Source organism: Pseudomonas morbosilactucae (assembly GCF_023241665.1).
Taxonomy (GTDB): Bacteria; Pseudomonadota; Gammaproteobacteria; order Pseudomonadales; family Pseudomonadaceae; genus Aquipseudomonas; species Aquipseudomonas morbosilactucae.
Map to the genome: position 1 here is coordinate 65,626 of NZ_JALQCX010000009.1, position 25,789 is coordinate 91,414.

The following is a 25,789-nucleotide window of genomic DNA, read 5'->3' on the forward strand; positions in this document are numbered from 1 at the left end:
ACTCCCGGCTGATCAGCCCTTGAACAACTGATTGATCTGCCCGAACGGCATGGCCCGATCAGCGAAATCGAAGCGGCCATGCTCGCGCATGTCTTGCGCCGCGGCATAGAACGCACCGTAGGCGGCCCGGGCCAGGGTCGAACCAACGCTGATGCGCTTGACCCCCATCTCACTCAGCTCGGCGAGGGTCAGGTTGAGCCCACCGGACATCAGGATATTCACCGGCTTGGGCGCCAGCGCCCGCACCACCAGCAAAACATCCTCACGACTGCGCAAGCCGGGGGCATACAGCACGTCGGCCCCGGCTTCGGCAAACGCCTGCAAACGGCGCAAGGTGTCGGGCAGGTCATCGCGGCCATGCAGCAGGTTTTCCGCCCGGGCGGTCAGGGTGAAGGGGAATGGCAAACCGCGCACCGCCGCCACACAAGCCTCGATTCGCTCGACCGCCAGATTGAAATCGTAGATGGGCTCTTCGGCGCGGCCGCTGGCGTCTTCGATGGAGCCGCCCACTGCCCCACAAGCCGCCGCTGCCAGCAAGGCCTGGGCGCAGGCGCCGGGGCTGTCGGCAAAGCCGTTTTCCAAGTCCACCGCCACCGGCAGCTCACTGGCTCCGACAATAGCCCGCACGTTGCTCAAGGTGTCGTCCAGGGACAGCGCCCCTTCGGCATCCGGTCGCCCCAAGGAGAAGGCGTAACCCGCGCTGGTGGTGGCCAGTGCCTCGAAACCCAGGCTGGCGAGCATCTTCGCCGAGCCGGCGTCCCAGGGGTTGGGAATGACAAAGGCACCGTCACGCTCATGCAAGGCTTTGAAGGCGTGGGCTCGGAGGGTTTGCGCGTCCATAGGCTCGCTCCTGGAGAAGGGAATAACCCCGTCTCAGAGCAGGCCGAGCTGCTCCGCGACGGGCTCTCTGTATAACTCAGGCAGGGCGGGCAAGCCAGGCAAACGTTCCATCAAGCGAGCATGGAAACGTCGCGCCAATTCGGCCGCCAGGCGGTTGTCCGACGTGTGCAGAAACACATAAGGCGTGCGCCCTTCTTCAATCCAGCTGGCCACTTTTTCAATCCAGGGCGTCAGGAACGGATCGTTGGCTTCAAGCTCGGGATGGCCGATAAACCGCACCTGGGGAAACAAGGTAAAGGCGGCCGGACGCGGCGGTACCTTGGGCTTTTTCGATTGAGCATGAAGCACCGCCGGGGCGGTTGAGGTGCAACTGAACAGCGCCCGTGGATCCAGGCAAATGCGTTCCACCCCGCGGTCCAGCAGCAAACGGTTGAGGCTGCGCTCGGCGTCGCCCTTGGCAAAGAACTCCGGGTGCCGCACCTCCACCGCCAGCGGCCGCTCCAGGCCGTCGATAAAGCCGGCCAGCTCCGCCAGGCGCTGGGGCGCAAAACTCGCCGGCAACTGCAGCCACAGGGGAGAGACGCGCGCGCCTAACGGGCTGAGCAACTGGACAAAGGTCTGGGCGGCCGTCAGTTGCTCGCGCAGGTCGCCGCCGTGGCTGATATCCCCCGGGAACTTGGCGGTGAAGCGAAAGTGCTCGGGCATGATTTCCGCCCAGCGCTGCACCGTGGTTTCGGCGGGGCGGGCATAGAAGGTGGTGTTGCCTTCAACGGCATTGAACACTTGGGAATAGAGGCTGAGAAAATCCGCCGGCCGCGCGTTTTCCGGGTAGAGGTACTCGCGCCAAGCGTTTTCGCTCCAGGACGGGCAACCGAGAAAATAAGGCAGCATCAGATATGCAGGTCGAGACCCACGACTTCCAGATCCCAATCGACAAAGCCGGCCGTGGTCAGGTAGCTGGCCAGGGCATTGGCCACGCTTCTTTTCATGGCGCGCTGGAAAATCATGTCTTGCTGGCGGGCGGGGAGATTGCTGGTGCGTGAGGCCGATCCCTGGGAACGGCTCTGTGGGGCAGGCTCGGGCTGAACCTCGATGGCATCCACGTCGTCCTGGTTATCGTCCAGCAGCACGTTGCCTTTGCGAGGCTTGCGCTTAATGGGATAGGACTGGGAGGAAATGCCGTCGATGCGCATAAATACATGCCCGGTATCAATGATGGCAATTTAGCGGCACACGTCCGACTTAGCAAATGCCCGAGTGATAACTAGAACACAGAAAAGCAAAAAGGTTTAAAAACCCCCTGAATCTGGCATGAAAAACGGACGACTGACCCTGTAGACGGGGATCAACGCGCCTTGGGCGTGGCCACTTTATCCCGCAGATACACGGGTTGGGCGTCGTCGGCGACGATGGCTTCACCACGTTCCCAGGCAAAGCGCGCCAGGGTCAGCAGATCTTCGGCGTGGGGCAGCATGGCTGCGTCTTGGCCGGCCAATGTAACGGCGATGCGCTCGCCGTAACCCCAGCCAGTGCCGGCACCGAACCAGTCGCCAGTGGCTGCCTCGGGCAAATGGGCGGCTTCCGGCGGCAAGACCGCTTCGGCGCCTACCAGGCGCATCTCGCCGGCGGTTTCCTGGTAGCAGCCCCAATAGACTTCATCCATGCGCGCATCGATGGCCGCCGCGACCTGGGTTGCACCGTGTTCACGCAGGGCCCGCTGCGCCAGTACCGCCAGGTTGGACACCGGCAACACCGGACGCTCCAGGGCAAAGGCCAGCCCCTGCACCACGCCAATGGCGATGCGCACCCCGGTAAAGGCGCCAGGGCCGCGACCGAAGGCAATCGCATCCACCGCTTGCAGGGTGGTCCCCGCCTCGGCCAGCAGCGTCTGAATCATCGGCAACAGCTTCTGCGCGTGCAGGCGCGGGATCACCTCGTAATGGCTCGTGACCTTGCCGTCGTGCAGCAAGGCAACGGAGCAAGCTTCAGTCGCGGTGTCCAGGGCCAGCAAGGTGCTCATCGATGTATCCATGGGGGTCAGTGAAAAAAGTGACGCATTATAAACAGCAACGGCCCGCAAGCGGGCGTTGACGATGAAACCGATCAGGCAACTCAGCTCAGGGCTTCGAGCACCTTGCCGGTGATCGCTTCAACCGAACCGACACCCGCGATATGGCTGTACTTCGGCTTGCCCTGGCTAGCGGCCAGGTTCTGGTAGAAGGCCACCAGCGGCTTGGTCTGGGAGTGATAGACCGACAGACGATGACGCACGGTTTCTTCGGTGTCGTCTTTACGCTGGATCAGCTCTTCACCCGTGACGTCGTCTTTACCCTCGACTTTCGGCGGGTTGTAGACGGTGTGGTAAACGCGACCGGAAGCCTCGTGCACACGACGGCCAGCGATACGCTGGACGATCTCTTCGTCATCGACGGCGATTTCCACTACGTTGTCCAGCTCGACACCGGCTTTGACCAGGGCTTCAGCCTGGGGAATGGTGCGTGGGAAGCCGTCGAACAGGAAACCGTTGGCGCAATCGGCCTGGCTGATACGTTCCTTGACCAGGTTGATGATCAGGTCATCGGATACCAGGCCACCGCTGTCCATCACGCTCTTGGCGATCAGGCCCAGCTCGGTGCCGGCCTTGACCGCAGCACGCAACATGTCGCCAGTGGAGATTTGCGGAATGCCGAATTTCTCGGTGATGAACTTTGCCTGAGTACCTTTACCGGCCCCGGGAGCTCCCAGCAGAATTACGCGCATCGATGTGCTCCTCAATTTTTTATTTAGAAACGCTCGGATTCGCCTCGTGGGGCCAATCTCGTCAATAGGATAGTGGCCGCCCAAACGGCCAAAGGCTGATCAAGATACACAGCCGACAGGGACCACACAAGCAGCCGAAAGTCGGAGAAACCGGCTGCTGTGGCAGCCCTTCGACGGGCTGTACCAAGTCGCACCCCAGCAACAAAGTGTCGCCAGAACGCTCTGAAGGACACCTTCAGATCATCCTGACCACAGCCGTGCCAGGGCCGACCCAAGCGCGTGGCCGGCTTAGCCGGTATTGCGCAAACCGGCGGCGATGCCCGCCACAGACACCAGCAGCGCTTGTTCTACCGGGCTGTCCTGCGCCGCATCCTGCTGTCGCGAGCGCGCCAGCAGTTCGGCCTGCAATAGATGCAGAGGGTCCAGGTAGGTGTTACGCAGGCGAATGAACTCCAGGGTGTCTGGGCTATGTGCCAGTAGTTGCGACTGGCCAGTCAGGCCCAGGACCACCGCACAGGCCTGCGACAATAGGTCGCGTAAATGCGCCCCCAAAGGCAGCAGTTCCGCCTCCACCAAACGCTCGTCATAAGATCTGGCAATTTCTGCGTCGGCCTTGGCCAGCACCATCTCCAGCATGTCGATGCGGGTGCGGAAAAACGGCCACTGCTCACGCATCTGCCCCAACAACTCACCCTCGCCCCGCTCCAGCGCCTTGCTCAGGGCCGCCTCCCAGCCCAGCCAGGCCGGCAGCATCAGGCGCGTCTGGGTCCAGCCGAAAATCCACGGAATCGCCCGCAAGCTTTCAATGCCGCCCGCGCGGCGCTTGGCCGGGCGGCTGCCCAACGGCAGGCGTCCCAGTTCCTGCTCCGGGGTGGACTGGCGGAAGTACTCGACAAACTGCGGGTTATCGCGCACCACCGCGCGGTACGCCTTGACCCCGTCGCTTGCCAACTCGTCCATCAGGTGGCGCCAGGCCGGTTCCGGCGGAGGCGGCGGCAAGACGGTCGCCTCAAGCACGGCAGCCAGGTACAGGTTGAGGTTCTGCTCGGCGATGTCCGGCAGCCCGAACTTGAAACGAATCATCTCCCCCTGTTCGGTGGTGCGGAACCGACCGGCCACCGAACCCGGTGGCTGCGACAGAATCGCCGCGTGGGCCGGGCCGCCGCCACGGCCCACAGTGCCGCCACGGCCGTGGAACAACAGCAGTTCCACCTGCTGCTCGCGGCAGATATTCACCAGTTGTTCCTGGGCCCGGTACTGTGCCCAGGCTGCCGCGGTAGTGCCGGCATCCTTGGCCGAGTCGGAGTAACCGATCATCACTTCCTGCGGCCCCTGCAAGCGCGAACGGTAGCCCGGCAGGTGCAGCAGCTTCTCGATCACCGGGCCGGCGTTATCCAGGTCGGCCAGGGTTTCGAACAGCGGCACCACGCGCATCGGCCGCAACACGCCGGATTCCTTGAGCAGCAGTTGCACCGCCAGCACGTCGGAAGCCGCCCCGGCCATGGAAATCACATAGGAGCCCAGGGACGCTGCCGGTGCGGCGGCGATTTCGCGGCAGGTGGCAAGGACTTCGGCGGTGTCTGCCGAGGGCTTGAAGTAGCCCGGCAGCAGCGGACGACGGTTGCCCAGCTCACGCATCAAGAAGGTGATGCGCTCCTCTTCGCTCCAGTCCTCGTATCGGCCCAGCCCCAGGTAATCGGTGATCTCGGTCATGGCGGCGCTATGCCGGCTGGAGTCCTGGCGTACATCCAGGCGCACCAGGAACAGGCCGAAGGTCACCGCCCGCCGTAGGCAGTCGAGTAACGGGCCATCGGCGATCACCCCCATGCCGCATTCATGCAGCGAGTGGTAGCACAGCTCCAGCGGGTCCAGCAGATCGCGGTTGTTCTGCAGCACATCGGCGCCCGCCGACACGCTGCCACTCAGGGACGCCTGGGCCCAGTTCCGGGTGGCCCGCAGGCGTTCGCGCAATTGCTTGAGCACCGCGCGATACGGCTCGGCGCTGTCCCCCGCCTGGGCCAGCAAGGCGGCACTGGCTTGTTGCATGGACAGGTCCGCGGCCAGATGGTCGACATCGCGCAGGTACAGGTCCGCCGCCATCCAACGCGCCAGCAGCAACACTTCCCGGGTGACCGAGGCAGTGACATTGGGGTTACCGTCGCGGTCGCCGCCCATCCACGAGGCAAAGCGGATCGGCGCCGCCTCCAGGGGCAAGTGCAGGCCAGTGGCGGCATGCAGGGCCTGGTCGGCCTTGCGCAGGTAATTCGGAATGGCCTGCCACAGGGAATGCTCGATCACCGCAAAGCCCCACTTTGCCTCGTCCACCGGGGTGGGCCGGGTGCGGCGGATTTCTTCGGTGTGCCAGGCCTCAGCGATCAAGCGCTGCAGGCGCTGTTGGATTTGCCCACGCTCGGCGCTGGTCAGGTCGCGATGGTCCTGGGCGGCCAATTGCGCGGCAATGGCGTCGTATTTCTGGATCAGGGTGCGGCGCGCCACTTCCGTGGGGTGGGCCGTCAGCACCAGTTCGATCTCCAGGCGCCCCAATTGCCGGGCCAAGGCGTCGGCGCTGTGGCCGGCGGCCAACAGGCGCGCCAGCAGTTCCGGCAAGGCGCGGGCTTCGAAGGGGGCCGGTTGCGACTCGTCGCGCCGATGAATCAACTGATACTGCTCGGCGATGTTCGCCAGGTTGAGGAACTGGTTGAAGGCCCGGGCCACGGGCAGCAATTCGTCTTCGCTCAGCTGATCCAGGCTGGCGCTCAATTCGGCCCCGGCGGACCCGCGACGGTCAGCCTTGGCGCCCTTGCGAATCTGCTCGATCTTGTCGAGAAACCCCTCCCCGTACTGGTCACGAATGGTGTTGCCCAATAACTCACCCAGCAGGTGAACATCTTCGCGCAAGCGCGCATCAATATCGGTCATCGAGGGGTCTCCAGCAGACTCGGGGCGGCACGAAAGCCTCAAGAGTGCCGCCAGCGCCACGCTCTTAGCAAGCCTGCAACAAAGCGCCACCAAACCTTATGCGATCCGACTAGTCTCAAGACTAGGCCGCACAACGGCCCAGCACCGGCGCCGGCCGGTCACTTACCACAGACTGCCACGAGCAGCTCGCTGATTGAGGTCGCCATGAAAATCCGTGAACTCGCACAACACTGGGAAGAAAACGCCAAGGGTCGCCTGACCAAGACCGGCTACGCGATTCATCTGGACGTCGAGGCTGCCGCGCGCCTGGCGGCCCTGGCCGAGATGTACCCCAAGCGGCACCCGGAAGAACTGCTCGGGGAGCTGATCGGCGCCGCCCTGGAAGAACTGGAAGCCAGCTTCCCCTACATTCAGGGGCAGCACGTGGTGGCCACCGATGAAGAGGACAACCCACTGTACGAGGACGTCGGCGCTACACCGCGTTTTCTCGCCCTGTCCCGGCGCCACCTGCAGGACCTGTCGGCCCAGAACGACGACCAGAAACACTGATTCTCCCCCGCCCAGCCATCGCTGAAGCCCTTTATTCCTGGCCCTTGACCGGGCCGGGAATACCCCTGGCCGCGGCAAAAGTTCAGACGTTTTAGCGCTGACCGCTCGGTCAGCATTGTCTTCGGGCCAATCGCCATCTTTTCTGAACTATTCAAAAAAGCCGCCGGTCACAGCCAATAACCATCACTGGAACGGCCGTTTCAATTGTCGCCAACAGCGTCCGCCGTCACTCAGCGTTACGGCGCCAGAACCGGGATGGATTTTGATGTTTTCCAGGAGTTACCCAATGGAGTTGAAGACCATGAAGATCAGCACTGCCACATCCTCGTCTACCCCTCTGCGCGGTCTCAAACTGGCCGCCCTGGCGCTGGGCAGCAGCCTGGTTCTGGCCGGTTGCGCCGGCAACCCGCCGACCGAGCAGTACGCCGTGACCCAGTCAGCAGTCAACAGCGCCGTGAGCGCTGGCGGTACCGAATTTGCCGCGGTGGAAATGAAGTCGGCCCAGGACAAACTCAAGCAAGCCGAAATCGCCATGCACGACAAAAAGTATGACGAAGCCAAGCGCCTGGCCGAGCAGGCCGAGTGGGATGCCCGTGTTGCCGAGCGCAAGGCCCAGGCCGCCAAAGCCGAGCAGGCCGTGAAGGACTCTCAGCAAGGGGTTCAGGAACTGCGTCAGGAAAGCCAGCGCAGCGTGCAGTAAACCGCCGCGCCTGCCGCTTGAACGACTTCGCAGCCTGAAGCTGCAACCGATAGAAAGGACGAACCATTATGCGTAAACAAGTGATGATCCCAGCCCTCCTGGCCCTCAGCGTCGGCCTGGCCGCCTGCTCCTCCCAGCCTAACGTCAATCTGGAGCAAGCCCGGACCAACTACTCGGGCCTGCAAGCCGACCCGCAAGCCAGCAAAGTGGCTGCGCTGGAAACCAAGGACGCTGCCGACTACCTGGACAAGGCCGACAAGGCCTACCTGAACAAGGAAGACCAGAGCAAAGTCGACCAACTGGCCTACCTGACCAACCAGCGGGTTGAAGTGGCCAAGCAGACCATTGCCCTGCGCACCGCTGAAGCCAACCTCAAAGACGCTTCGGCCCAGCGCGCCCAGGCCCGTCTGGATGCCCGTGACGCGCAGATCAAGCAACTGCAGGACAGCCTCAACGCCAAGCAGACCGATCGCGGCACCCTGGTGACCTTCGGTGACGTGCTGTTCGCCACCAACAAGTCCGACCTGAAATCCAGCGGCCTGGTTAACATCAACAAGCTGGCGCAGTTCCTTCAGGAAAACCCGGACCGTAAAGTGATCGTCGAGGGCTACACCGACAGCACCGGTTCCGACAGCTACAACCAGTCGCTGTCCGAGCGCCGTGCCACCTCGGTGCAAGTCGCGCTGATCAAGATGGGCGTTGACCCGGCACGTATCGTTGCCCAGGGCTACGGCAAGGAATACCCGGTGGCCGATAACGCCAGTGTGTCTGGCCGGGCGATGAACCGTCGTGTGGAAGTGACCATTTCCAACGACAACCAGCCGGTCGCGCCACGTTCGTCTGTCAGCAGCAACTGATAGACCGACGGCGTCACCCTCAAGCCCTGCCTCTTCTCAGGCAGGCACACTAAAACGCCGCTGCCCCCCAAGGGACAGCGGCGTTTTACTGAGCGCCTGTTATTGAACCTGTTGCGGCGTTTCCTGGCCGATGCAGCGTACGGCCTGCTTCTTGTTATTGACCAACACCCCGGTCAGCCCCTTCTGCTCGGTATCGAACAGCACCAGCACACCATCGATGCACTGCGCCACTTCGGCGGCCGGCTGCAGGGACACCTTGTAATCCTCCCCCGGCACGGTCTTGAGCATGGTGAAATCATTGAGCAGCAGCGCATCCGTGGGCTTGGCGAAGTGCAGGTAACCGTAGTACCACAGGCAGCCCACGGTGCCGAGGATGGTGCAGATACCGGTGATGATCAGGGGAATGGCGTTGCGTTCTTCACTCATTGCGGACTCTCTGGAGGTTCAACTGCTGAATTCGCGGGGGCCGGGTAATTGGGGATTTCCCCCAGGCGGCGCAACCCGTTGAAGTGTTGCGGATCGTCCAGGTAGCGCAGCATCACAGTGCGCCAGGTCGGATCGGCGAAGGTTTGCACATGACCGCCCCGGGTCAACTGCAGCACCCTTGGCGGGGGCGCGGCTTGATACAGGCGGATGCCGTTGGCAAGGGGCACGATCGGGTCATCGAGGCTGTGGTAGAGCAGTTTCGGCACCCCGGTCAGGCGCGGCATAAAACGGATGGCGCTGTCGCCGTCGGGCACCAGCCACGACAGCGGCACCTGGAACGGCCAGGTCAGCCAGGACGTGCTCAGGGCAAAACGCCCCACATCGCGATAGCTGGCGGGAACCCCGTCGAGCACCAGCGCCTTGAGCTGGGCCTGACGCTCGGGATGCTCCACCAGATAATGAATGGCCAGGGCACCGCCCAAGCTCTGCCCCAGCAAGACCAGGGGCTTGCCCTGGACTTCAGGGGCCGCATCGAGCCATTTGTACGCGGCATCCAGGTCCTGATAGATCGCCGGCAGGCTGGCCTGCCCTTCTGACAAGCCATAACCGCGGTAGTCCAACAACAGCACCTGATAGCCCTGCTCCGGCAACCACCAACTGCCACCCAAGTGCCAGGCCAAGTTGCCGCCATTGCCATGCAAGTGCAGCACCGTACCCTTGACCGGCACCCCGACCTTGGTCGGCAGCCACCAAGCGTGGAGCTTGACCCCATCGGCAGCGGTCAGGGTGATGTCGCGGTATTCCAGCCCGGCTCGCTGTGGGGTGAACGGCAGGTTGCGCTCGGGGTAAAACAGCAGCGAGCTGCAACCGCTCAGGCTCAGAAGCAAAAGAACGACGCTGAGGATTCTCATCCGTTGGAAGCCTCACAAAGTGCGGGAAACCCTGCAGAAGTCAGAGAATGTTCGAGTAGTCCGCTTCGATGCGGTCCAGGCTCAAATGGTTGAGGAAGTTGGAGAAACACATCCAGGCCGACAAGGCATTCATGTCGCGGAACTGGTCCGGCAAATACTTGGGCGGCACCACCAGGCCTTCATCCACCAATTGCCGCAAGGTGCGCATGTCTTCGAGGGTGGTCTTGCCGCAGAACAGCAAAGGCACTTGCTCGAGCTTGCCCTTGCGCACGGCGAGCTGAATGTAGTTGTAAACCATGATGAAGCCCTTGAGATAGGACAAGTCTTTGGTAAACGGCAAGCCAGTAGGCACCGAGCCGCGGAACACCCGACTGGCGTTGCCGTAGCTTTCGGCCATCTCGAAGCCCTGCTCGCGGAAGAACTCGAATATCTGCAGGAAGTCCGCCCCCTCTTCCACCATGTGAATGGCGCGGGTGCGGTTGGTGAGCTTGCGCAAGCGACTCGGGTAGGAAGCGAAGGTGATGATCTCCATCAGGATCGCCAGGCCTTCCTGGGTCACCGTGGACGAGGGTGGACCCTTGGAAAGGAAGGTGCAGATCGGCTGGTTCAAGCCATTGAGGGTGGTGCCCACGTGCACCAGGCCCTCATGCACTTCCAGGGCGCGCACGTCGCGGTTGTTGAACATCGCGTCGCTACGGATCTTGATGTAGTCGGCGCCGGCCGCGGCGTCGGCCACAATGCCGTCGGACTCGAACACCCGAATGGTTTCCTCGGCCTCGCCAAACACCTTGTTCAGGCGGCTTTGCAGCAGGCTAACTGCGTCTTTGGCAGTGAGCACCTTGGGTTCGTCCTTGAGATCACCCCGGCCATCGATGTTGTTCAGGTAGTCGGAGAGCATCAGGCCGAGGTCGGCCAGGGTCGGGTCGCCTGCGTGAAAGGCATCGGACGCGGCGCCGTACAGCTCCTGGGAAATCAGCCCGAAATCCTCGGTGCCCCGGGCCTCGAGCATGCGCACCACCATGCGGTATTCCTTGCACATGCGGCGCATGATCTGGCCCACCGGGTTGAACTGGCCCAGTTGCCGGGTGATGTCCCGTTCAATGTTCTGGAACTCCAGCTTGACCGCGCTGGAGTCGAAGGACAGCGGCCGGCCTGTGTAGTAGGCGCGGTCCACCGCGGGCATTTCCTTGCCTTTGGCCTTGAGAAATCCCTGGCGGATGTTCTCGTCCCACTTCACCGCATCCAGTACGCGAATCGGTGTTTGCGCCAGCACAATGCGATCGGACAAGGTGCGTATCGTCTGCTGGTAATCGTCCACCGGAAGCTCCTATTGATAACGTCTGTGCCGCGTTTTACTTGCTTGCCCGCTGAAAGCGCGCCGCCTCGACGAATACGTCGGAGTTGGCGGGGTCATCCAGGTAGGCGAAGACTTGGGGCAACGCACTGTCGATCAGCACGCCATCGCCTTGCGCCGTGGAAAAGGGCTGGCCCGTCAGGGCCTTTTGACCGAGGGCCTGGTTGATCTGTTCCAGGTCCAGGCCATAGAGCACCAGTTCACGCTGGTCGGTGAGTTCGAACCCGGCAATGGTGTAGTGCCCGCCAAGCCTGGCTGGCAACGCCGCCGACAGGTACCAGCGGTTGCCGTGCCGGGACACGGTGAATTCATAGACCTCGCGCTGGCTTTTGCCCTTGCCGTGGCTGACGGCCATGTAGCGATTACCGGCAATCCGGTTCAACTCCATGCTCAAGGGCTCGCCCCAGGCATTTTTGCTGGTCCACTTGCCCAGCAGGGCTGCCGGGGCCGCTTCATCGGCCGGCAACGGCGCCTTGAACGCCACCAGACAGCCGCTGAGCAAGAGAAACGACAAGGCGATCAGCACGCGCCAGGCTTTCATTCAACACTCCCAATGAGCACAAGAACCGCGGTTGCCGCTATGCCCTGCAAGGCCTCGGGAGTGCGGCGCGGCAAGCGCCCATCAGACCGAAGCCAGTACCAGATGCATGTAGCGGGTGAGGATGCCGAGCAGGTCTTCATCGGCCAGAGGCTCGGGACCATTAAGCAGGCCCTGATATTCCATCCGTCCGATTATAGCCGTCAACACTTTGGCATCCTGTTGCGGCTCTCGCGAACCCAATACCTGGAAAAACTGGCAAGTGCCCTGCAGCAGGATTTGCTGGTGCGAGCGCACCAACAACGCCAGGCGCGGGTTGAGCAAGGCCTCCTGGCGGAACGCCTGCTCGGCCATCAGGTGCTCACGGCGGTTCTGCAATTGCCGCTGCACGTAATCGGCGGTCAGGCGGGCGATGTCGTCGGCCAACTGCGAACGGGACTGCGGGCTGCCATCGCCATAGGCGACCATCTCCCGCAGCAGCCCCTCGTTATTGGCCCAGAACTTGGCCATGAAGGCAGCGCTACGCTCGACGTACTGGGCGAAGGTATCGGTGAGCAGGTCATCGATGTCCTTGAAGTAATAAGTGGTGGCCGACAAGGGCACACCGGCCTCGGCGGCCACCGCGCGATGACGCACGGCACGCACGCCGTCACGCACGACAATGCGCATGGCGGCATCGAGAATCTCCTGCCGACGCTGCTCGCTGCCCTGACGGCTTGCCTTGCGACCTTGATACTGAACGCTTTCAGCGACCGCAGTGGCGATGCCAGCGGCACCTTCTTGAGCAATTGCGCGGTTCACGACAGGTATTCCTCTTAAAAATCACAGAATCAAAAAGCGGTACGTCAGTTCCACCCAGACAATAAAAAGCCGCCTGGGAAAGGCGGCTTCTTATTCAAGGCATTTACGCTTGCGGCCGCATGTGCGGGAACAGGATCACGTCGCGAATCGACGGAGAGTTGGTCAACAGCATGACCAGACGGTCGATACCGATGCCTTCACCCGCGGTTGGCGGCATGCCGTATTCCAGGGCACGGACGAAGTCGGCGTCGTAGTGCATGGCTTCGTCGTCGCCGGCGTCCTTGTCGGCCACCTGGGCCATGAAGCGCTCGGCCTGGTCTTCCGCGTCGTTCAACTCGGAGTAGGCGTTGGCGATTTCACGGCCGCCGATGAACAGCTCGAAGCGGTCGGTGACGTTCGGGTTGTCGTCGTTGCGACGGGCCAGCGGCGACACTTCGAACGGGTACTGGGTGATGAAGTGCGGCTGCTCCAGCTTGTGCTCGACCAGCTCTTCGAAAATCATCACTTGCAGCTTGCCCAGGCCTTCGAAGCCCAGGACCTTGGCCCCGGCTTTCTTGGCAATGGCACGGGCCTTGTCGATGTCGTTCAGGTCATCGGCGGTCAGTTCAGGGTTGTACTTGAGGATCGAGTCGAACACCGACAGGCGCACGAACGGCTCGCCGAAGTGAAACACCTTGTCGCCGTACGGCACGTCGGTGCTGCCCAGAACCAGCTGTGCCAGCTCGCGGAACAGTTCTTCGGTCAGGTCCATGTTGTCTTCGTAGTCGGCGTAGGCCTGGTAGAACTCCAACATGGTGAATTCTGGGTTGTGACGCGTCGAAACGCCTTCGTTACGGAAGTTGCGGTTGATCTCGAAGACTTTTTCAAAGCCACCCACAACCAGCCGCTTCAGATACAGCTCCGGGGCGATACGCAGGAACATTTCCATGTCCAGGGCGTTGTGGTGCGTCTCGAACGGCTTGGCCGCAGCACCGCCGGGGATGGTTTGCAGCATCGGCGTTTCCACTTCCAGGAAGTCACGCTTCATCAGGAAGCTGCGGATGTGGGCGATGACTTGCGAACGCACGCGGAAGGTCTGGCGCACGTCTTCGTTGACGATCAGGTCAACGTAACGCTGGCGGTAGCGCTGTTCGGTGTCGGTCAGGCCGTGGTGCTTGTCCGGCAGCGGGCGCAGGGATTTGGTCAGCAGGCGCACCTGGGTCATTTCAACGTACAGGTCACCCTTGCCGGAACGGGCCAGGGTGCCTTCGGCGGCAATGATGTCGCCCATGTCCCAGGTTTTCACCGCGGCCAGGGTATCTTCCGACAGGGTCTTGCGGTTGACGTAGACCTGGATGCGACCGGTCATGTCCTGGATCACCATGAACGAGCCACGGTTGAGCATGATGCGACCGGCAACCTTGACCGGGATCGCCGCCTCTGCGAGCTCTTCCTTGGTCTTGTCGGCGTACTGCTTCTGCAGATCTTCGCAGTAGTTTTCGCGGCGGAAGTCGTTCGGGAAGGCATTGCCCTTGGCGCGCTCGGCAGCCAGCTTTTCCTTGCGCAGGGCGATCAGGGAGTTTTCTTCCTGTTGCAGGGCTTGCGGGTCGAGTTGTTGGTCGCTCATGTCTTTTGAAATTCCATCACAGGTTCATTGCCCCCACGCCTTCGGCCTGGGGATCGCCGGCAAGCCGGCTCCTACGGGATCGCGCTGTGTCAGCCGATCCCGTATTGCAGTATTACAGGCCTGATTTCAGGCTGGCTTCCAGGTATTCGTCGATGTCGCCGTCGAGCACCTTGTCGCAGTCACTGCGTTCGATGTTGGTGCGCAGGTCCTTGATCCGCGACGCGTCGAGCACGTACGAGCGAATCTGATGACCCCAGCCGATATCCGACTTGGTGTCTTCAAGAGCCTGGGAAGCCGCGTTGCGCTTCTGCATTTCCTGCTCGTACAACTTGGCCCGCAGCATTTTCATGGCGGTGTCTTTGTTGGCGTGCTGGGAACGTTCGTTCTGGCAGCTGACCACGGTGTTGGTCGGTACGTGGGTAATACGTACGGCCGAGTCAGTGGTGTTGACGTGCTGACCACCGGCACCGGAGGAGCGATAGGTATCGATCCGCAGGTCGGCCGGGTTGATTTCGATTTCCACCTTGTCGTCGATCTCTGGCGAGACGAACACTGCGGAGAACGAGGTGTGGCGACGGTTGCCGGAGTCGAACGGGCTCTTGCGCACCAGACGGTGTACGCCGATCTCGGTGCGCAGCCAGCCAAAGGCGTATTCGCCCTTGATGTGCACGGTCGCACCTTTGATCCCGGCGACTTCACCGGCCGACAGTTCCATGATGGTCGCGTCGAAACCGCGTTTGTCTGCCCAGCGCAGGTACATGCGCAGCAGGATGTTGGCCCAGTCCTGGGCCTCGGTGCCGCCGGAACCGGCCTGGATGTCCAGGTAGGCGTTGTTCGGGTCCATTTCGTGGCTGAACATGCGGCGGAATTCAAGCTTGGCGAGGCTTTCCTCGAGACGGGCCAGCTCGGCGACGACATCGCCCACTGCGCCTTCGTCATTTTCTTCGACGGCCATGTCCAGCAGGTCACGGCAATCGGCCAGGCCAGCGTTCAATTCGTCCAGGGTATCGACGATCTGCGCCAGCGCCGAGCGCTCGCGGCCCAATTCCTGGGCGTATTCGGGTTTGTTCCAGACACTCGGATCTTCAAGCTCGCGATTGACCTCGGTCAGACGCTCATGCTTTTGATCGTAGTCAAAGATACCCCCGAATAGTTTCGGAGCGCTCGGACAGGTCCTTGATGGTGTTAAGGATCGGGTTGATTTCCATGGGGGGCGGCACTCGTTGGCGAACTTTCGAAAGCCGACGATTATAACGGAATCACCGAATCACGGCAGCCCGCTTAGCGGCTTTAGCGGCCAATCGGCCATCTAATTTCAGTGGCAGAACCCCTGGAATCCGGGCGCACCTGAATTTTATCGCCCCCATTCACCCCGCCCTGCCCGCCTCGGAAAACCCGCGCTCGCGGCGTGCAACCCCAGCCCCCTCAAGAGCGGCCGGCGCTATACAATCCGCCCCCTGACAGGACAAGGAAGCAGCAGGCCCATGGGACGTACACTCAGCCGTGTCGAAATCCAAGACATCCAGCGCAGGGAGCGCCAAAACCTGAGGGCAACCCAGGCCTTTTTCTTCGCGCTTTTCAGCGCCCTGGCCTTTATGCCGCTGATGGGCGTCTGGCTGATGGTCTCACCGGCGCTGGCCTGCGCCCTGGTGGTGCCCTGGCTGATCGTGTTGTGGTGGTGGGTCTACTACCGCGCCAGGGTGCTGGTGGATGAGGTCGGCGAACAAACCCAGTGGCTGCAAGCCAGGTTCAGCGTGCGCCTGGTCACGGCTAGAAACAGCTACCTCGACTACCGCTTTGGCGACTACCCCGTCGCCCCGAGCAACCTGCTGAACAACTGGTTTATCGACAAGACCCTCAACACCCATTCCACCTACCGCGTCGAAGCGGTCAAGCTCACCTGCCGGTACACGTCGAGCCACAGCTACTACCTGTTCAGAGACACCCTGATGGAGGTGCCACAGGATCAGGCGCCCGCCACAGGTGTAGCGGGTACAACGACCACCCCCTGAAGCCGGCTACGCGATCCCCACTTGATTGCGACCGTTGTTTTTCGCCAGGTACAGCCCCTTGTCCGCCGCCAGGATCAGCTCCCGGCAATGGCTGCCGGACTGCGGAACCACGGTCGACAAGCCGATGCTGACCGTCAGGCTTGAGCCTTCGGCGGGGGCGACATGGGGAATCTTCAGTCCGGCCACGGTCTGGCGCAGCTTCTCGGCCACCAGCCGTGCACCGCCAGGCGAGGTGTTGGGCAACACCAGGGCGAACTCTTCACCGCCATAACGGGCCGGCAGGTCCGAAGGACGACTGCTGGCCTCGCGAATGGCCGTGGCCACCTTGCGCAGGGCTTCGTCCCCTTCCAGGTGGCCAAAGCTGTCGTTGTAGGACTTGAAATAATCCACGTCGATCATCAGCAGCGACAACTGGGTCTGCTCCCGCGCGCCACGGCGCCACTCCAGCTCCAGGTACTCATCGAAATGCCGCCGGTTGGACAGCCCGGTCAGGCCATCGGAGTTCATCAACCGCTGCAGCACCAGGTTGGTGTCGAGCAACTGCTGCTGGCTGACCCGCAGCGCCCGATAGGCCGCGTCGCGCTGCAACAGGGTCATGTAGGAGCGCGAGTGGTAGCGAATCCGCGCCACCAGCTCGATGTTGTCCGGCAGCTTGACCAGGTAATCGTTGGCCCCGGCAGCGAAGGCCGCGCTTTTGATCAGCGGGTCTTCCTTGGTCGAAAGCACAATGATCGGGATGTTCTGGGTCGCCGGGTGGTTGCGGTACTCGCGCACCAGGCTCAAACCATCCAAGCCTGGCATCACCAGGTCCTGGAGAATCACCGTGGGCTTGATGCGGATCGCCTGGGCGATAGCCTGGTGGGGGTCGGCGCAAAAATGAAAGTCGATGTTTTCTTCGCTCGCCAACCCACGCCGGACGGCTTCACCGATCATTGCCTGGTCGTCGACCAGCAACACCATGACGGCATCTTCATCGGTCTTGAATTCGTCGAGCTGTAAATCATCCATGGGGGATCCCCTGAGTTGCCGCCTGGCCAGGGCAGCAGCGTTTATCAGTCATTTGGCGAAGATCTCCAGCAAACGTGGAGCGATCTTATCCAATGGGCGAATTTCTACCGCAGCGTCGATGGCCGCTGCCGCCTTGGGCATGCCATACACCGCACTGCTGTTCTGGTCCTGGGCAATGGTCAGGTAGCCCTGGTCACGCATCAGCTTCAGGCCCTGGGCGCCGTCGCGACCCATGCCGGTCAGCAGCACGCCGACCGCATCGCCGTTCCAGTAACTGGCGACGCTTTCAAAAAACACATCGATCGACGGCCGATAGATCTCGTTGACCGGTTCGGCGGTGTACGCCAGGGTGCCGTTCTTCAACAGGCGGATGTGATGGTTGGTGCCGGCCAGCAGCACGGTGCCGGGTTGCGGCGGCTCGCCCTCACGGGCCAGGCGCACTTGCAGGCCCGAGGCACTGCTGAGCCATTCGGCCATGCCGGCGGCGAACACCTGGTCCACGTGCTGGACCAGCACAATGGCCGCGGAGAAATCCGTGGGCAACCCTTTGAGCAACACTTCCAGGGCCGCTGGGCCGCCGGCGGACGAACCGATGGCCACCAGGCTCTGGCGCGGCGCCTGGGTGCGCAGCGGTATGGCCACCGAACGCACGCGGCTGCCGCGCTGGCCGATCAGCCAACCGATATTGAGGATCTTGCGCAACAACGGCGCTGCCGCTTCCTGAGCATTGCCGGCGCCCAGGGCCGGGGTGTCGACCACGTCCAGGGCGCCGTGGCCCATGGCCTCGAACACCCGGTGCACATTCTGCTGGCGATCCACAGTGACGATGACAATGGCGCAAGGCGACTCGGCCATGATCCGCCGCGTCGCTTCCACGCCATCCATCACCGGCATGATCAGGTCCATGAGAATCAGGTCAGGGGTGAGCTGGGCGCAGCACTGCACCGCCTCGGCGCCATTGCTGGCCACCCACACCACTTCGTGGCTCGGGTCGAACGCCAGGGCACGCCGTAGCGCCTCTACCGCCATGGGCATATCGTTGACGATGGCTATCTTCATGCCCGCGCGCCTCCAATCAGTTCCACCACCGCATCCAGCAGAGCGTCATCATGGAAACTGGCTTTGGCTAGATAGTAGTCGGCTCCGGCATCCAGTCCACGGCGACGGTCTTCTTCTCGATCCTTGTAAGACACCACCATCACCGGCAACGACTGCAGACGATTATCGCGACGCAAGAGTGTGACCAATTCAATACCATCCATTCGAGGCATATCGATGTCAGTGATCAGCAAGTCGAAAGTTTCAGCACGCAGGGCGTTCCAGCCGTCCATGCCATCCACCGCCACGGCCACGTCGTAGCCGCGATTGAGCAGCAGCTTGCGCTGCAACTCCCGCACCGTCAGCGAGTCGTCGACCACCAGGATACGTTTGCGCGCAACCTCGGCCTGGGTGTGCTTGTGCCGGGCGATACGCTCCAGGCGGCCAGTGTTGAGCAGCTTGTCCACCGAACGCAGCATGTCTTCGACGTCGACAATCAGCACCACCGAACCGTCATCGAGCAAGGCACCGGCGGAAATGTCCTGGACTTTGCCCAGGCGCTCATCCAGGGGCAGCACCACTAGGGTGCGCTCGCCGACAAAGCCCTCGACGGCAATCCCGTAGACCGCATCGCGCTCGCGGATCACCACCACCTTGAGGCTTTGCTCATTGCTCTGTGCGGCCGGCCGTTGCAGCAATTGACTGGCGGCCACCAGGCCCACGTGCCGGCCTTCGTGCCAGAAATGCTGGCGCCCTTCCACTTGGACAATGTCGTCCGGCCCCAAGTCGCACATGCGCTCGATATGGGCCAGCGGGAACGCATAGGCTTCATCACCCACGGTCACCACCAGGCTGCGCACCACCGACAGGGTCAGCGGCACTTCCAGGTGAAAGCGGCTGCCCTGACCGCTGCTCTGTTCCAGCCCCACGGCACCGCGCAGCTGGCGCACGCTGTGTTGCACGGCGTCCAGGCCAACCCCCCGGCCCGACACCTCGGTGACCTTGTCCCGCAGGCTGAAACCTGGCAGGAACAGGAACGTCAGCAGTTCCTCTTCACTCAACTGGGCAACGGTGTCGGCCGTGGACAATTGGCGCTCGATGACGTTTTTGCGCAGGCGTGGCAGGTCCACGCCATGGCCGTCGTCACTCAGTTCCAGCACCAGCAGGCCGGCCTGGTGGGACGCACGCAAGCGAATCAACCCCTCGGCGGGCTTGCCGGCCGCCAGCCGCTGCTCAGGCAGCTCAATGCCATGGTCGACGGCGTTGCGCAGCAGATGGGTCAACGGCGCTTCAAGCTTTTCCAGCACGTCACGGTCGACCTGAGTCTTTTCACCTTCGATTTCCAGGCGCACCTGCTTGCCCAGGCTACGGCCCAAATCCCGGACCATGCGTACTTGCCCCGTCAGCACATCGGCAAAGGGCCGCATGCGGCACGCCAAGGCGGTGTCATAGAGCACTTGGGCCCGCTGACTGCTTTGCCAGCCGAACTCATCCAGCTCAGCGGTCTGCTCGGCCAGCAGTTGCTGGGACTCGGCCAGCAACCGGCGGGTTTGCGCCAAGGCTTCCTGGGCCTCCAGGCTCAGGGTCTGGGTATCGAGGTGCAGATTGAGGTTTTCCAGGGCCCGCAGGCTGCCACTCTGCATACGCTTGAGGCGCTGCAGGTTGGCCAGGTAAGGCTTGAGCCGCTGGCTCTCGACCAGGGACTTGCTGGACAGGTCCAGCAGGCTGTTCAAACGTTCGGCGGTCACCCGCAACACCCGCTCGCCGCCTTCCGCCGGGCGTTTGCCTTGGCGTGAGACTGCAGGCTGGACGGGCTCCGGCGGCGCCTCCACCGGCAAAGGCTCGGGTGCTGACGGGACCTGAGGCTCGGGTTGAAGTTCGGCTGGAAGTTGAAGCTGTAGCGCCAGTTCAGCGTCCAGCGCCAGGGCCGCCGCGGCATTGGGCGGTGTTGAGGGCGCATCGACCTTGGTCAGCGTCGGCACCTGGGCTCCTGGGGCTGACGGCGCCAGCAAAGCCTCCATCAAGGCCACATAGACGCTGATATCCCCCGCCCCGGTGTTGCTTCCGGGGGTGGCAATGCGCATCAACAAATCCGTGCCCTGGAGCAAGGCATCGATGTGTTCGGGCAGCAGGTACAGGCGGCCTTCCTGGGCACTGACCAGGCAGTCCTCCATCACATGGGCCACGCTGACGCCGGCATCCACCCCGACAATCCGCGCCGCGCCCTTGAGGGAGTGGGCGGCGCGCATGCAGGCTTCCAACTGGTCGGCCTGGGTCGGGTTACGCTCCAGGGCCAGCAACCCGGCGCTGAGCACCTGGGTCTGGGCCTCGGCCTCCAGGCTGAAGAGTTCCAACAATGAGGCATCGCGCATCTGTTCGGGGGTCATGTCAGGCTCCGGGTCACGGCCGAGAGCAACTGCTCTTGATCCAGCAGGCGCAGGCTGCGCCCCTTCCACTGCAACACACCCAGGGTGTAGCGGGCGCTGGCGTGCTGACCCGAGAGGGACGCGGCCTGCAGGCTGCGCTCTTCAATGGCGTGAATGCCGTCCACCTCATCCACCGGCACCACCACCGGGCCGCCCTGGGCGGCAATGATCAGCATGCGCGGCATCACCCGCCCGCCAGCGGCCACATTCTCCGCCGGCCCGAGCCCAAGCAGCTCCGCCAGGGACAGGCAGGCCACCAGGGCCCCGCGCACATTGGCGACCCCGAGCAAAGCCCGCGATCGCTGATGGGGCAAGGAGTGAATCACCTGCTGCGGTGCCACCTCCACCAGACAACGGGTGGGCAGCCCCAGCCATTCCTCGCCCAGCCGGAACATCAGCAGTGAACGGGTGGCGACGTCGCTCTCCACAGGCGGCGCCTGGGAGCGGTCGCGGTCGTCCTGTAGCAACGAATAGCGGTCCAGCAGGCGGGTGGCGGCAGCCGAATACACGCCACAGTTGCGGCAATGAATATGCTCGGGCAGCAACGGGCACGACTTGTCCCCGTGAATACCGATGCGGTTCCAGCAGTCATCGATGGCCTGGGCATCGGCATGGATCAGGTTGGATGTGTAGGCCTGAGTCATAGGTTGCCCTCATTCTCGGTACCGCGAGCACTGCGGGCGGCACGCGCCTGCAGGCGCCGGGCTCCAGCGGCGTCGCCCTGGGAGGCGAGCAACGCCGCCAGGTGGGCCAGGGTTTCGGCGTGCTGCGGGTCCAGGTACAGCGCCTTGCGGTACAGGGCCTGGGCCTGCGGGGCATCGCCGGCGACGTCACTGAGCAAACCCTGCCAATAAAAGACCTCGGCCACCGGCTCGTACTGACGCAGGTACTGCTCGCAGGCCGCTTTGGCCTCCGCGCTCTTGCCGCCATTGGCCAGGGCGGCAATCGTTGCCAACAGCGCCGGGGCTTCACCCACTGCGGCAGCCGGGCCCGCACGGGTCGGCAGCTTCGTGCTGGCAAAGGGGCGTTGGCGCACGGGTGCCGCGGCGAGGCTGCGCGGCACTGGAGGCAAGGGGACGGACGCACGGGGGGCCGGGGCGATGGGCAGCGGTTCAGGGGGCGGGGCCGGCTGGCGGCTGAAGGCAAACGACTGGGCAATGCCGATCGAACGCATGCCCAGGCGGCCCAACAGGCTGCCTTCGGCGGGGCCGATAAACAGCACGCCCTCGACGTGGGTCAGGCGCTTGAGCACCTCGAACACCTGACGCTGGGTCGGCTGGTCGAAATAGATCAACAGGTTGCGGCAGAACACAAAGTCATAGGCAGGTTCGCTGGCCAGCAACCCCGGATCCAGGACATTGCCCACTTGCAAATGCACCTGTTCACGAACCCGGGCACTGAGTTGATAACGCTCGCCCTCGGCACTGAAATGCCGCTCACGAAAATCGCTGTCCTGGCCACGAAACGAGTTCCGGCCATACAAGCCACGGCGTGCACGCTCCACCGAAAGTGGGCTGACGTCGAGCCCCTGGACCTTGAATTGGTGAGGTGCAAAACCGCCATCCAGCAGGGCCATGGCAATGGAGTAAGGTTCCTCGCCGGTGGAACACGGCAGGCTGAGAATACGCAGGGCGCGCATGCCCTTGAGCTCGGCCAGGCGCGCCTGGGCCAGCTTGACCAGGGTGGCAAAGGACTCCGGATAACGGAAAAACCAGGTTTCCGGAACGATCACGCCCTCGATCAGCGCTTGTTGCTCATCCCGGGAGTTTTGCAGCAGCAACCAGTACTCATCGACGCTGGGCAGCTGCAAGGCCTGGCTGCGCTGGCGCACCGCGCGCTCGATGATCGCCGGCCCCACGGAGGCGACATCCAGGCCAATGCGCTGCTTGAGAAAATCAAAGAAACGCTGATCGCCGCTCATGGCAACACCTCAAGCGTCTCGGGGTCCAGGGGCGGCGTGGGGAACAACAGGTTGCGTACCTCGGCGCCGAGCAAGGCCTCGACCCGTACCCACTGCAACAACCCCTGGGCGTCCTCGCGCACCGGTCCCAGGTAAGGCGTGGCACGGTTGTCCAGGCCACTGGGCCGGAACTCTGCCGGGTCGCAGCGCAGGGTGTCATTGGCCTGTTCGAGAATCAGCCCGAGCAAACGCGCCGGTTGCAGGGGCTCGGCCGGATAGTGCACCAGCACCAGGCGGGTGCTTGTGCGCAAGCGTGCCGGCTGGCCGAAGCTCAGGGCGCTGAGGTCGATGACCGGCACCACCACGCCACGGTAGGCGAAGATCCCGGCGACCCAGGCCGGCGCCTGGGCCAGTGGCTTGAGGGGCAGCCGCGGCAGCACTTCGACCACCTCGGTGGCTCGCAGGGCATAACGCTCCTCGCCAATACGGAAGACCAGGAACAGCACCGCCTTGTGCTCCGCCCCCGGGCCGCGTTTCACCGCGAACTCGCTCATCAGACTTTGAAACGCGAGACGCCGCTACGCAGCCCCACGGCCACCTGGCTCAGCTCGTCGATGGCAAAGCTGGCCTGGCGCAGGGACTCCACGGTCTGGCTGCTGGCATCGCCCAGTTGCACCAGGGCGTGGTTAATCTGCTCGGCACCGGTGGCCTGGGCCTGCATACCTTCATTGACCATCAACACCCGCGGCGCCAGCGCCTGGACCTGATGAATGATCTGCGACAGTTGCTCACCGACTTGCTGCACCTCTGCCATGCCCCGGCGCACTTCTTCGGAGAACTTGTCCATGCCCATGACCCCGGCCGACACCGCCGACTGGATCTCACGGACCATCTGCTCGATGTCGTAGGTGGCCACGGCGGTCTGGTCCGCCAGGCGTCGTACTTCGGTGGCGACCACGGCAAAGCCGCGACCGTACTCGCCGGCCTTCTCGGCCTCGATGGCGGCATTGAGGGACAACAGGTTGGTCTGGTCGGCGACCTTGACGATGGTCACCACCACTTGGTTGATGTTGCCGGCCTTCTCGTTGAGGATCGCCAGTTTGGCGTTCACCAGGTCGGCGGCGCCCATCACCGAATGCATGGTGTCTTCCATCCGGGCCAGGCCCTGCTGGCCGGAACCGGCGAGGACCGACGCTTGGTCGGCAGCCGTGGAGACCTCGGTCATGGTGCGCACAAGGTCCCGGGACGTGGCGGCAATTTCTCGCGAGGTGGCGCCGATTTCGGTGGTCGTGGCCGCTGTTTCAGTGGCCGTGGCCTGCTGTTGCTTGGAGGTCGCGGCAATTTCCGTAACCGAGGTGGTGACCTGCACCGACGAGCGCTGGGCCTGGGACACCAGGGCCGTGAGCTCGGTCATCATGTCGTTGAAGCCGGTTTCCACCGCGCCGAACTCGTCCTTGCGCTCCAGGTTCAAGCGTCCGCTCAGGTCGCCGGTGCGCATGATGTCGAGGATTTCCACGATGCGGTTCATCGGCGCCATGATGGCGCGCATCAGCAACAGCCCGCACACGCCCGCCGCCAGCACCGCCAGCAACAGCGACACACCCATGCTGACCTTGGCCGCAGTCACCGCGTCACCAATCGCCAGGGTGGCCTTGTTGGCAGCCTCGCTATTGTTCTCGATCACCTCGTTGAGGTGCTTGCGCCCGTCGATCCAGGCCGGGGTCAGCTCCAGTTGCAGGACTTGCTGGGCCTGGCTGAAATCCTTGCGCTGGTACAGGTCCAGGACCTTGGTCAGGATCTGGTTGTAGGTTTGGTGCCGACGCTCGAAATCATCGAATGCCGCCTGATCATCCTTGTCGAAAACGGTCGCCTGGTAACTGGCCATTTCCTTGACCAGGCGTTGTTCGAACTCTTTGAAGCGCAACTGATCTTCGGTGCTGATCGGATGATTCTCGGACAGGCCGACAATCTGCTGGGTCAGCACGTAGCTGTCGACCCAGGCACTGCGGATCATGGAGCTGGCATACACCCCGGGGACTGAGTCGGTGCGAACCTTCTCTTCACTGACTTCGATCTTCAGCAGCCGCGAGTACGAGACCACGACCATTAACAGCATGATCGCGATGATCACCGCAAAGCTCGCCAAGATGCGTTGGCGCAACGTCCAGTTCTTCACAGTCAGTCCTCGGGGCCATTCAAAAATGCGGGCAGTATAGCCGAGGGCGAGCCATCGTTTACTGACAGGTTTGCCAACCCGGTCGCAGTCGGCGCAAAGCGGCAATCCGCTCTGGCTGGCTACTCTCCGCCAAATTAATAGCCATTTGCCAGCGCTGTTTCGGCAAATACCGCTGGCATACCGGCCGCGAAAAAAAAACGGCGCCGGGGGACTCCCGACGCGTGGTGTGTATCACGCAGCCTGTTACACCGAGGCTTGGCGCACCTGACGCTCCAGTTCCAGCTTCAGCCCGGGCTCCAGCTTGAGCTGGCGGGCCAGTTCGTCCAGGTAGGACTTTTCCATGAAGTTCTCTTCATCCACCAGCATCACGCTGGCGATGTACATCTCGGCAGCCATTTCCGGAGTGCTGGCGGCCCGGGCCACTTCCACCGGGTCCAGGGGTTTGTTGAGTTCATCATGCAGCCAGCGTTGCAGCTCCTGGTCATTGTCCAGGCGAGTGAACTCGCCTTCGATCAGTGCGCGCTCACGCTCGTCCACATGGCCGTCGGCCTTGGCCGCCGCCACCAGAGCCTTGAGGATGCCCTGGCTGTGCTGCTCGGCCTGCTGCGGCGGCAGGCGGTCGATGGTTTGCGGCTCGTGAGCCGGTGCCTTGCCCTGCTGCGCCTGCCAGTTGCCGTAGGCTTTGTAGGCCAGCACCCCGAGGGCCGCGAGGCCGCCGTAGGTCAGGGCCTTGCCGCCAAAGCTGCGGGCCTTTTTGTTACCCAGCAACAGGCCCATGGCCCCGGCGGCCAGGGCCCCGCCGCCCGCCCCGGAAAGCAGGCTGCCCAGGCCACCGGAGCCTTGGCCACCGAGCAGACTGCCCAGCCCGCCTTGCGCCGGCTTCTTATGCTGGCTGCCTGCCGCCTTGTCCTGCAGCAATTGCTGGCCGGATTTGAGCAATTGATCGAGCAATCCACGGGTGTTCATCG

General features: G+C 63.0%; 25 protein-coding genes. 4 read left to right on the plus strand and 21 right to left on the minus strand.

Features of this window, described 5'->3' with window-relative positions; genetic code table 11:
* Positions 1 to 12: 12 nt before the first annotated feature.
* From M1B35_RS05330 to ppc, 6 genes are all read right to left on the minus strand, one after another.
* The gene (locus tag M1B35_RS05330) at positions 13 to 840 is read right to left on the minus strand and encodes an isocitrate lyase/PEP mutase family protein (protein WP_123336748.1); all 828 of its coding nucleotides are present in this window, start codon (positions 838 to 840) and stop codon (positions 13 to 15) included.
* Positions 841 to 873: 33 nt separating this feature from the next.
* Positions 874 to 1,734, minus strand: coding sequence for a DUF72 domain-containing protein (locus M1B35_RS05335; RefSeq protein ID WP_268261445.1), 861 nt, complete (start codon positions 1,732 to 1,734; stop codon positions 874 to 876).
* Positions 1,731 to 2,033: a hypothetical protein gene (locus M1B35_RS05340; RefSeq protein ID WP_123336750.1), complete on the minus strand. Its 303-nt coding sequence runs from the start codon at positions 2,031 to 2,033 to the stop codon at positions 1,731 to 1,733. The genes M1B35_RS05335 and M1B35_RS05340 overlap by 4 nt, the downstream gene beginning before the upstream one ends.
* Before the next feature lie 152 nt (positions 2,034 to 2,185).
* On the minus strand, positions 2,186 to 2,860 hold the full coding sequence (tsaB, locus tag M1B35_RS05345) for a tRNA (adenosine(37)-N6)-threonylcarbamoyltransferase complex dimerization subunit type 1 TsaB (RefSeq protein WP_123336752.1): 675 nt from the start codon (positions 2,858 to 2,860) through the stop codon (positions 2,186 to 2,188).
* A 92-nt stretch (positions 2,861 to 2,952) separates the two neighbouring features.
* Positions 2,953 to 3,600, minus strand: a complete 648-nt coding sequence (gene adk / locus M1B35_RS05350; protein WP_123336754.1) for an adenylate kinase — start codon at positions 3,598 to 3,600, stop codon at positions 2,953 to 2,955.
* A 288-nt stretch (positions 3,601 to 3,888) separates the two neighbouring features.
* A complete protein-coding gene (gene ppc / locus M1B35_RS05355; RefSeq protein WP_268261410.1) occupies positions 3,889 to 6,519 on the minus strand; it encodes a phosphoenolpyruvate carboxylase in 2,631 nt (876 codons plus the stop codon).
* Positions 6,520 to 6,723: 204 nt separating this feature from the next.
* Here ppc and M1B35_RS05360 point away from each other — a divergent pair, with 204 nt between their 5' ends.
* The 3 genes from M1B35_RS05360 to lptF all read left to right on the plus strand — a co-directional run bounded on the left by M1B35_RS05360 (position 6,724) and on the right by lptF (position 8,625).
* Positions 6,724 to 7,068: a pilin assembly protein gene (locus tag M1B35_RS05360; protein ID WP_123336758.1), complete on the plus strand. Its 345-nt coding sequence runs from the start codon at positions 6,724 to 6,726 to the stop codon at positions 7,066 to 7,068.
* Positions 7,069 to 7,354: 286 nt separating this feature from the next.
* Complete coding sequence (locus M1B35_RS05365; protein ID WP_123336760.1) at positions 7,355 to 7,768, plus strand: DUF4398 domain-containing protein; 414 nt, start codon at positions 7,355 to 7,357, stop codon at positions 7,766 to 7,768.
* A 68-nt stretch (positions 7,769 to 7,836) separates the two neighbouring features.
* Positions 7,837 to 8,625 carry a lipotoxin F family OmpA-related lipoprotein LptF gene (gene lptF / locus M1B35_RS05370; protein ID WP_123336762.1) on the plus strand — a complete coding sequence of 263 codons (789 nt, stop codon included), beginning with the start codon at positions 7,837 to 7,839 and terminating at the stop codon, positions 8,623 to 8,625.
* A gap of 99 nt (positions 8,626 to 8,724) precedes the next feature.
* Here the strand turns inward: lptF and M1B35_RS05375 are convergent, their stop codons facing one another.
* The 7 genes from M1B35_RS05375 to prfB form a co-directional block, all read right to left on the minus strand.
* Positions 8,725 to 9,051 (minus strand): PA3694 family proteiin, encoded by a 327-nt coding sequence (locus M1B35_RS05375; RefSeq protein WP_123336764.1) that lies wholly within the window; start codon positions 9,049 to 9,051, stop codon positions 8,725 to 8,727.
* Entirely contained in the window at positions 9,048 to 9,962 is a 915-nt protein-coding gene (locus M1B35_RS05380; protein ID WP_268261411.1) for an alpha/beta hydrolase, read from the minus strand. The genes M1B35_RS05375 and M1B35_RS05380 overlap by 4 nt, the downstream gene beginning before the upstream one ends.
* Positions 9,963 to 10,002: 40 nt before the next feature.
* A complete protein-coding gene (locus tag M1B35_RS05385; protein WP_123336768.1) occupies positions 10,003 to 11,280 on the minus strand; it encodes a flavohemoglobin expression-modulating QEGLA motif protein in 1,278 nt (425 codons plus the stop codon).
* A gap of 34 nt (positions 11,281 to 11,314) precedes the next feature.
* Positions 11,315 to 11,857 (minus strand): hypothetical protein, encoded by a 543-nt coding sequence (locus M1B35_RS05390; protein WP_123336770.1) that lies wholly within the window; start codon positions 11,855 to 11,857, stop codon positions 11,315 to 11,317.
* Positions 11,858 to 11,938: 81 nt separating this feature from the next.
* Positions 11,939 to 12,655 carry a TetR/AcrR family transcriptional regulator gene (locus M1B35_RS05395; protein ID WP_123336772.1) on the minus strand — a complete coding sequence of 239 codons (717 nt, stop codon included), beginning with the start codon at positions 12,653 to 12,655 and terminating at the stop codon, positions 11,939 to 11,941.
* A gap of 103 nt (positions 12,656 to 12,758) precedes the next feature.
* Positions 12,759 to 14,261 (minus strand): lysine--tRNA ligase, encoded by a 1,503-nt coding sequence (gene lysS, locus M1B35_RS05400; RefSeq protein ID WP_123336774.1) that lies wholly within the window; start codon positions 14,259 to 14,261, stop codon positions 12,759 to 12,761.
* Between the two features lie 112 nt (positions 14,262 to 14,373).
* Positions 14,374 to 15,469, minus strand: a protein-coding gene (gene prfB / locus M1B35_RS05405) for a peptide chain release factor 2 (protein WP_099093329.1) whose coding sequence is annotated in 2 segments (ribosomal slippage) — positions 14,374 to 15,396 and positions 15,398 to 15,469 — 1,095 coding nt in all. Because the reading frame shifts where the segments join, the coding sequence is not laid out codon by codon here.
* A 276-nt stretch (positions 15,470 to 15,745) separates the two neighbouring features.
* On the opposite strand from prfB, the gene M1B35_RS05410 reads away from it, so the two are divergent.
* On the plus strand, positions 15,746 to 16,273 hold the full coding sequence (locus tag M1B35_RS05410) for a hypothetical protein (protein ID WP_268261412.1): 528 nt from the start codon (positions 15,746 to 15,748) through the stop codon (positions 16,271 to 16,273).
* Between the two features lie 6 nt (positions 16,274 to 16,279).
* On the opposite strand, the gene M1B35_RS05415 is transcribed toward M1B35_RS05410, so the two are convergent.
* The 8 genes from M1B35_RS05415 to M1B35_RS05450 all read right to left on the minus strand — a co-directional run bounded on the left by M1B35_RS05415 (position 16,280) and on the right by M1B35_RS05450 (position 25,787).
* Positions 16,280 to 17,281 (minus strand): response regulator, encoded by a 1,002-nt coding sequence (locus M1B35_RS05415; protein ID WP_123336778.1) that lies wholly within the window; start codon positions 17,279 to 17,281, stop codon positions 16,280 to 16,282.
* A 48-nt stretch (positions 17,282 to 17,329) separates the two neighbouring features.
* Entirely contained in the window at positions 17,330 to 18,340 is a 1,011-nt protein-coding gene (cheB, locus tag M1B35_RS05420) for a chemotaxis response regulator protein-glutamate methylesterase (protein WP_268261413.1), read from the minus strand.
* On the minus strand, positions 18,337 to 20,706 hold the full coding sequence (locus M1B35_RS05425) for a hybrid sensor histidine kinase/response regulator (RefSeq protein ID WP_268261414.1): 2,370 nt from the start codon (positions 20,704 to 20,706) through the stop codon (positions 18,337 to 18,339). The genes cheB and M1B35_RS05425 overlap by 4 nt, the downstream gene beginning before the upstream one ends.
* Positions 20,703 to 21,389 carry a chemotaxis protein CheW gene (locus tag M1B35_RS05430; protein ID WP_123336784.1) on the minus strand — a complete coding sequence of 229 codons (687 nt, stop codon included), beginning with the start codon at positions 21,387 to 21,389 and terminating at the stop codon, positions 20,703 to 20,705. Before M1B35_RS05430 ends, M1B35_RS05425 begins: the two co-directional genes overlap by 4 nt.
* Positions 21,386 to 22,666, minus strand: a complete 1,281-nt coding sequence (locus tag M1B35_RS05435; protein WP_268261415.1) for a CheR family methyltransferase — start codon at positions 22,664 to 22,666, stop codon at positions 21,386 to 21,388. The genes M1B35_RS05430 and M1B35_RS05435 overlap by 4 nt, the downstream gene beginning before the upstream one ends.
* Positions 22,663 to 23,199 (minus strand): chemotaxis protein CheW, encoded by a 537-nt coding sequence (locus M1B35_RS05440; RefSeq protein WP_123336787.1) that lies wholly within the window; start codon positions 23,197 to 23,199, stop codon positions 22,663 to 22,665. Before M1B35_RS05440 ends, M1B35_RS05435 begins: the two co-directional genes overlap by 4 nt.
* Positions 23,199 to 24,821: a methyl-accepting chemotaxis protein gene (locus tag M1B35_RS05445; RefSeq protein ID WP_268261416.1), complete on the minus strand. Its 1,623-nt coding sequence runs from the start codon at positions 24,819 to 24,821 to the stop codon at positions 23,199 to 23,201. Before M1B35_RS05445 ends, M1B35_RS05440 begins: the two co-directional genes overlap by 1 nt.
* A 243-nt stretch (positions 24,822 to 25,064) precedes the next feature.
* Entirely contained in the window at positions 25,065 to 25,787 is a 723-nt protein-coding gene (locus M1B35_RS05450) for a tellurite resistance TerB family protein (RefSeq protein ID WP_268261417.1), read from the minus strand.
* Positions 25,788 to 25,789 lie beyond the last annotated feature (2 nt).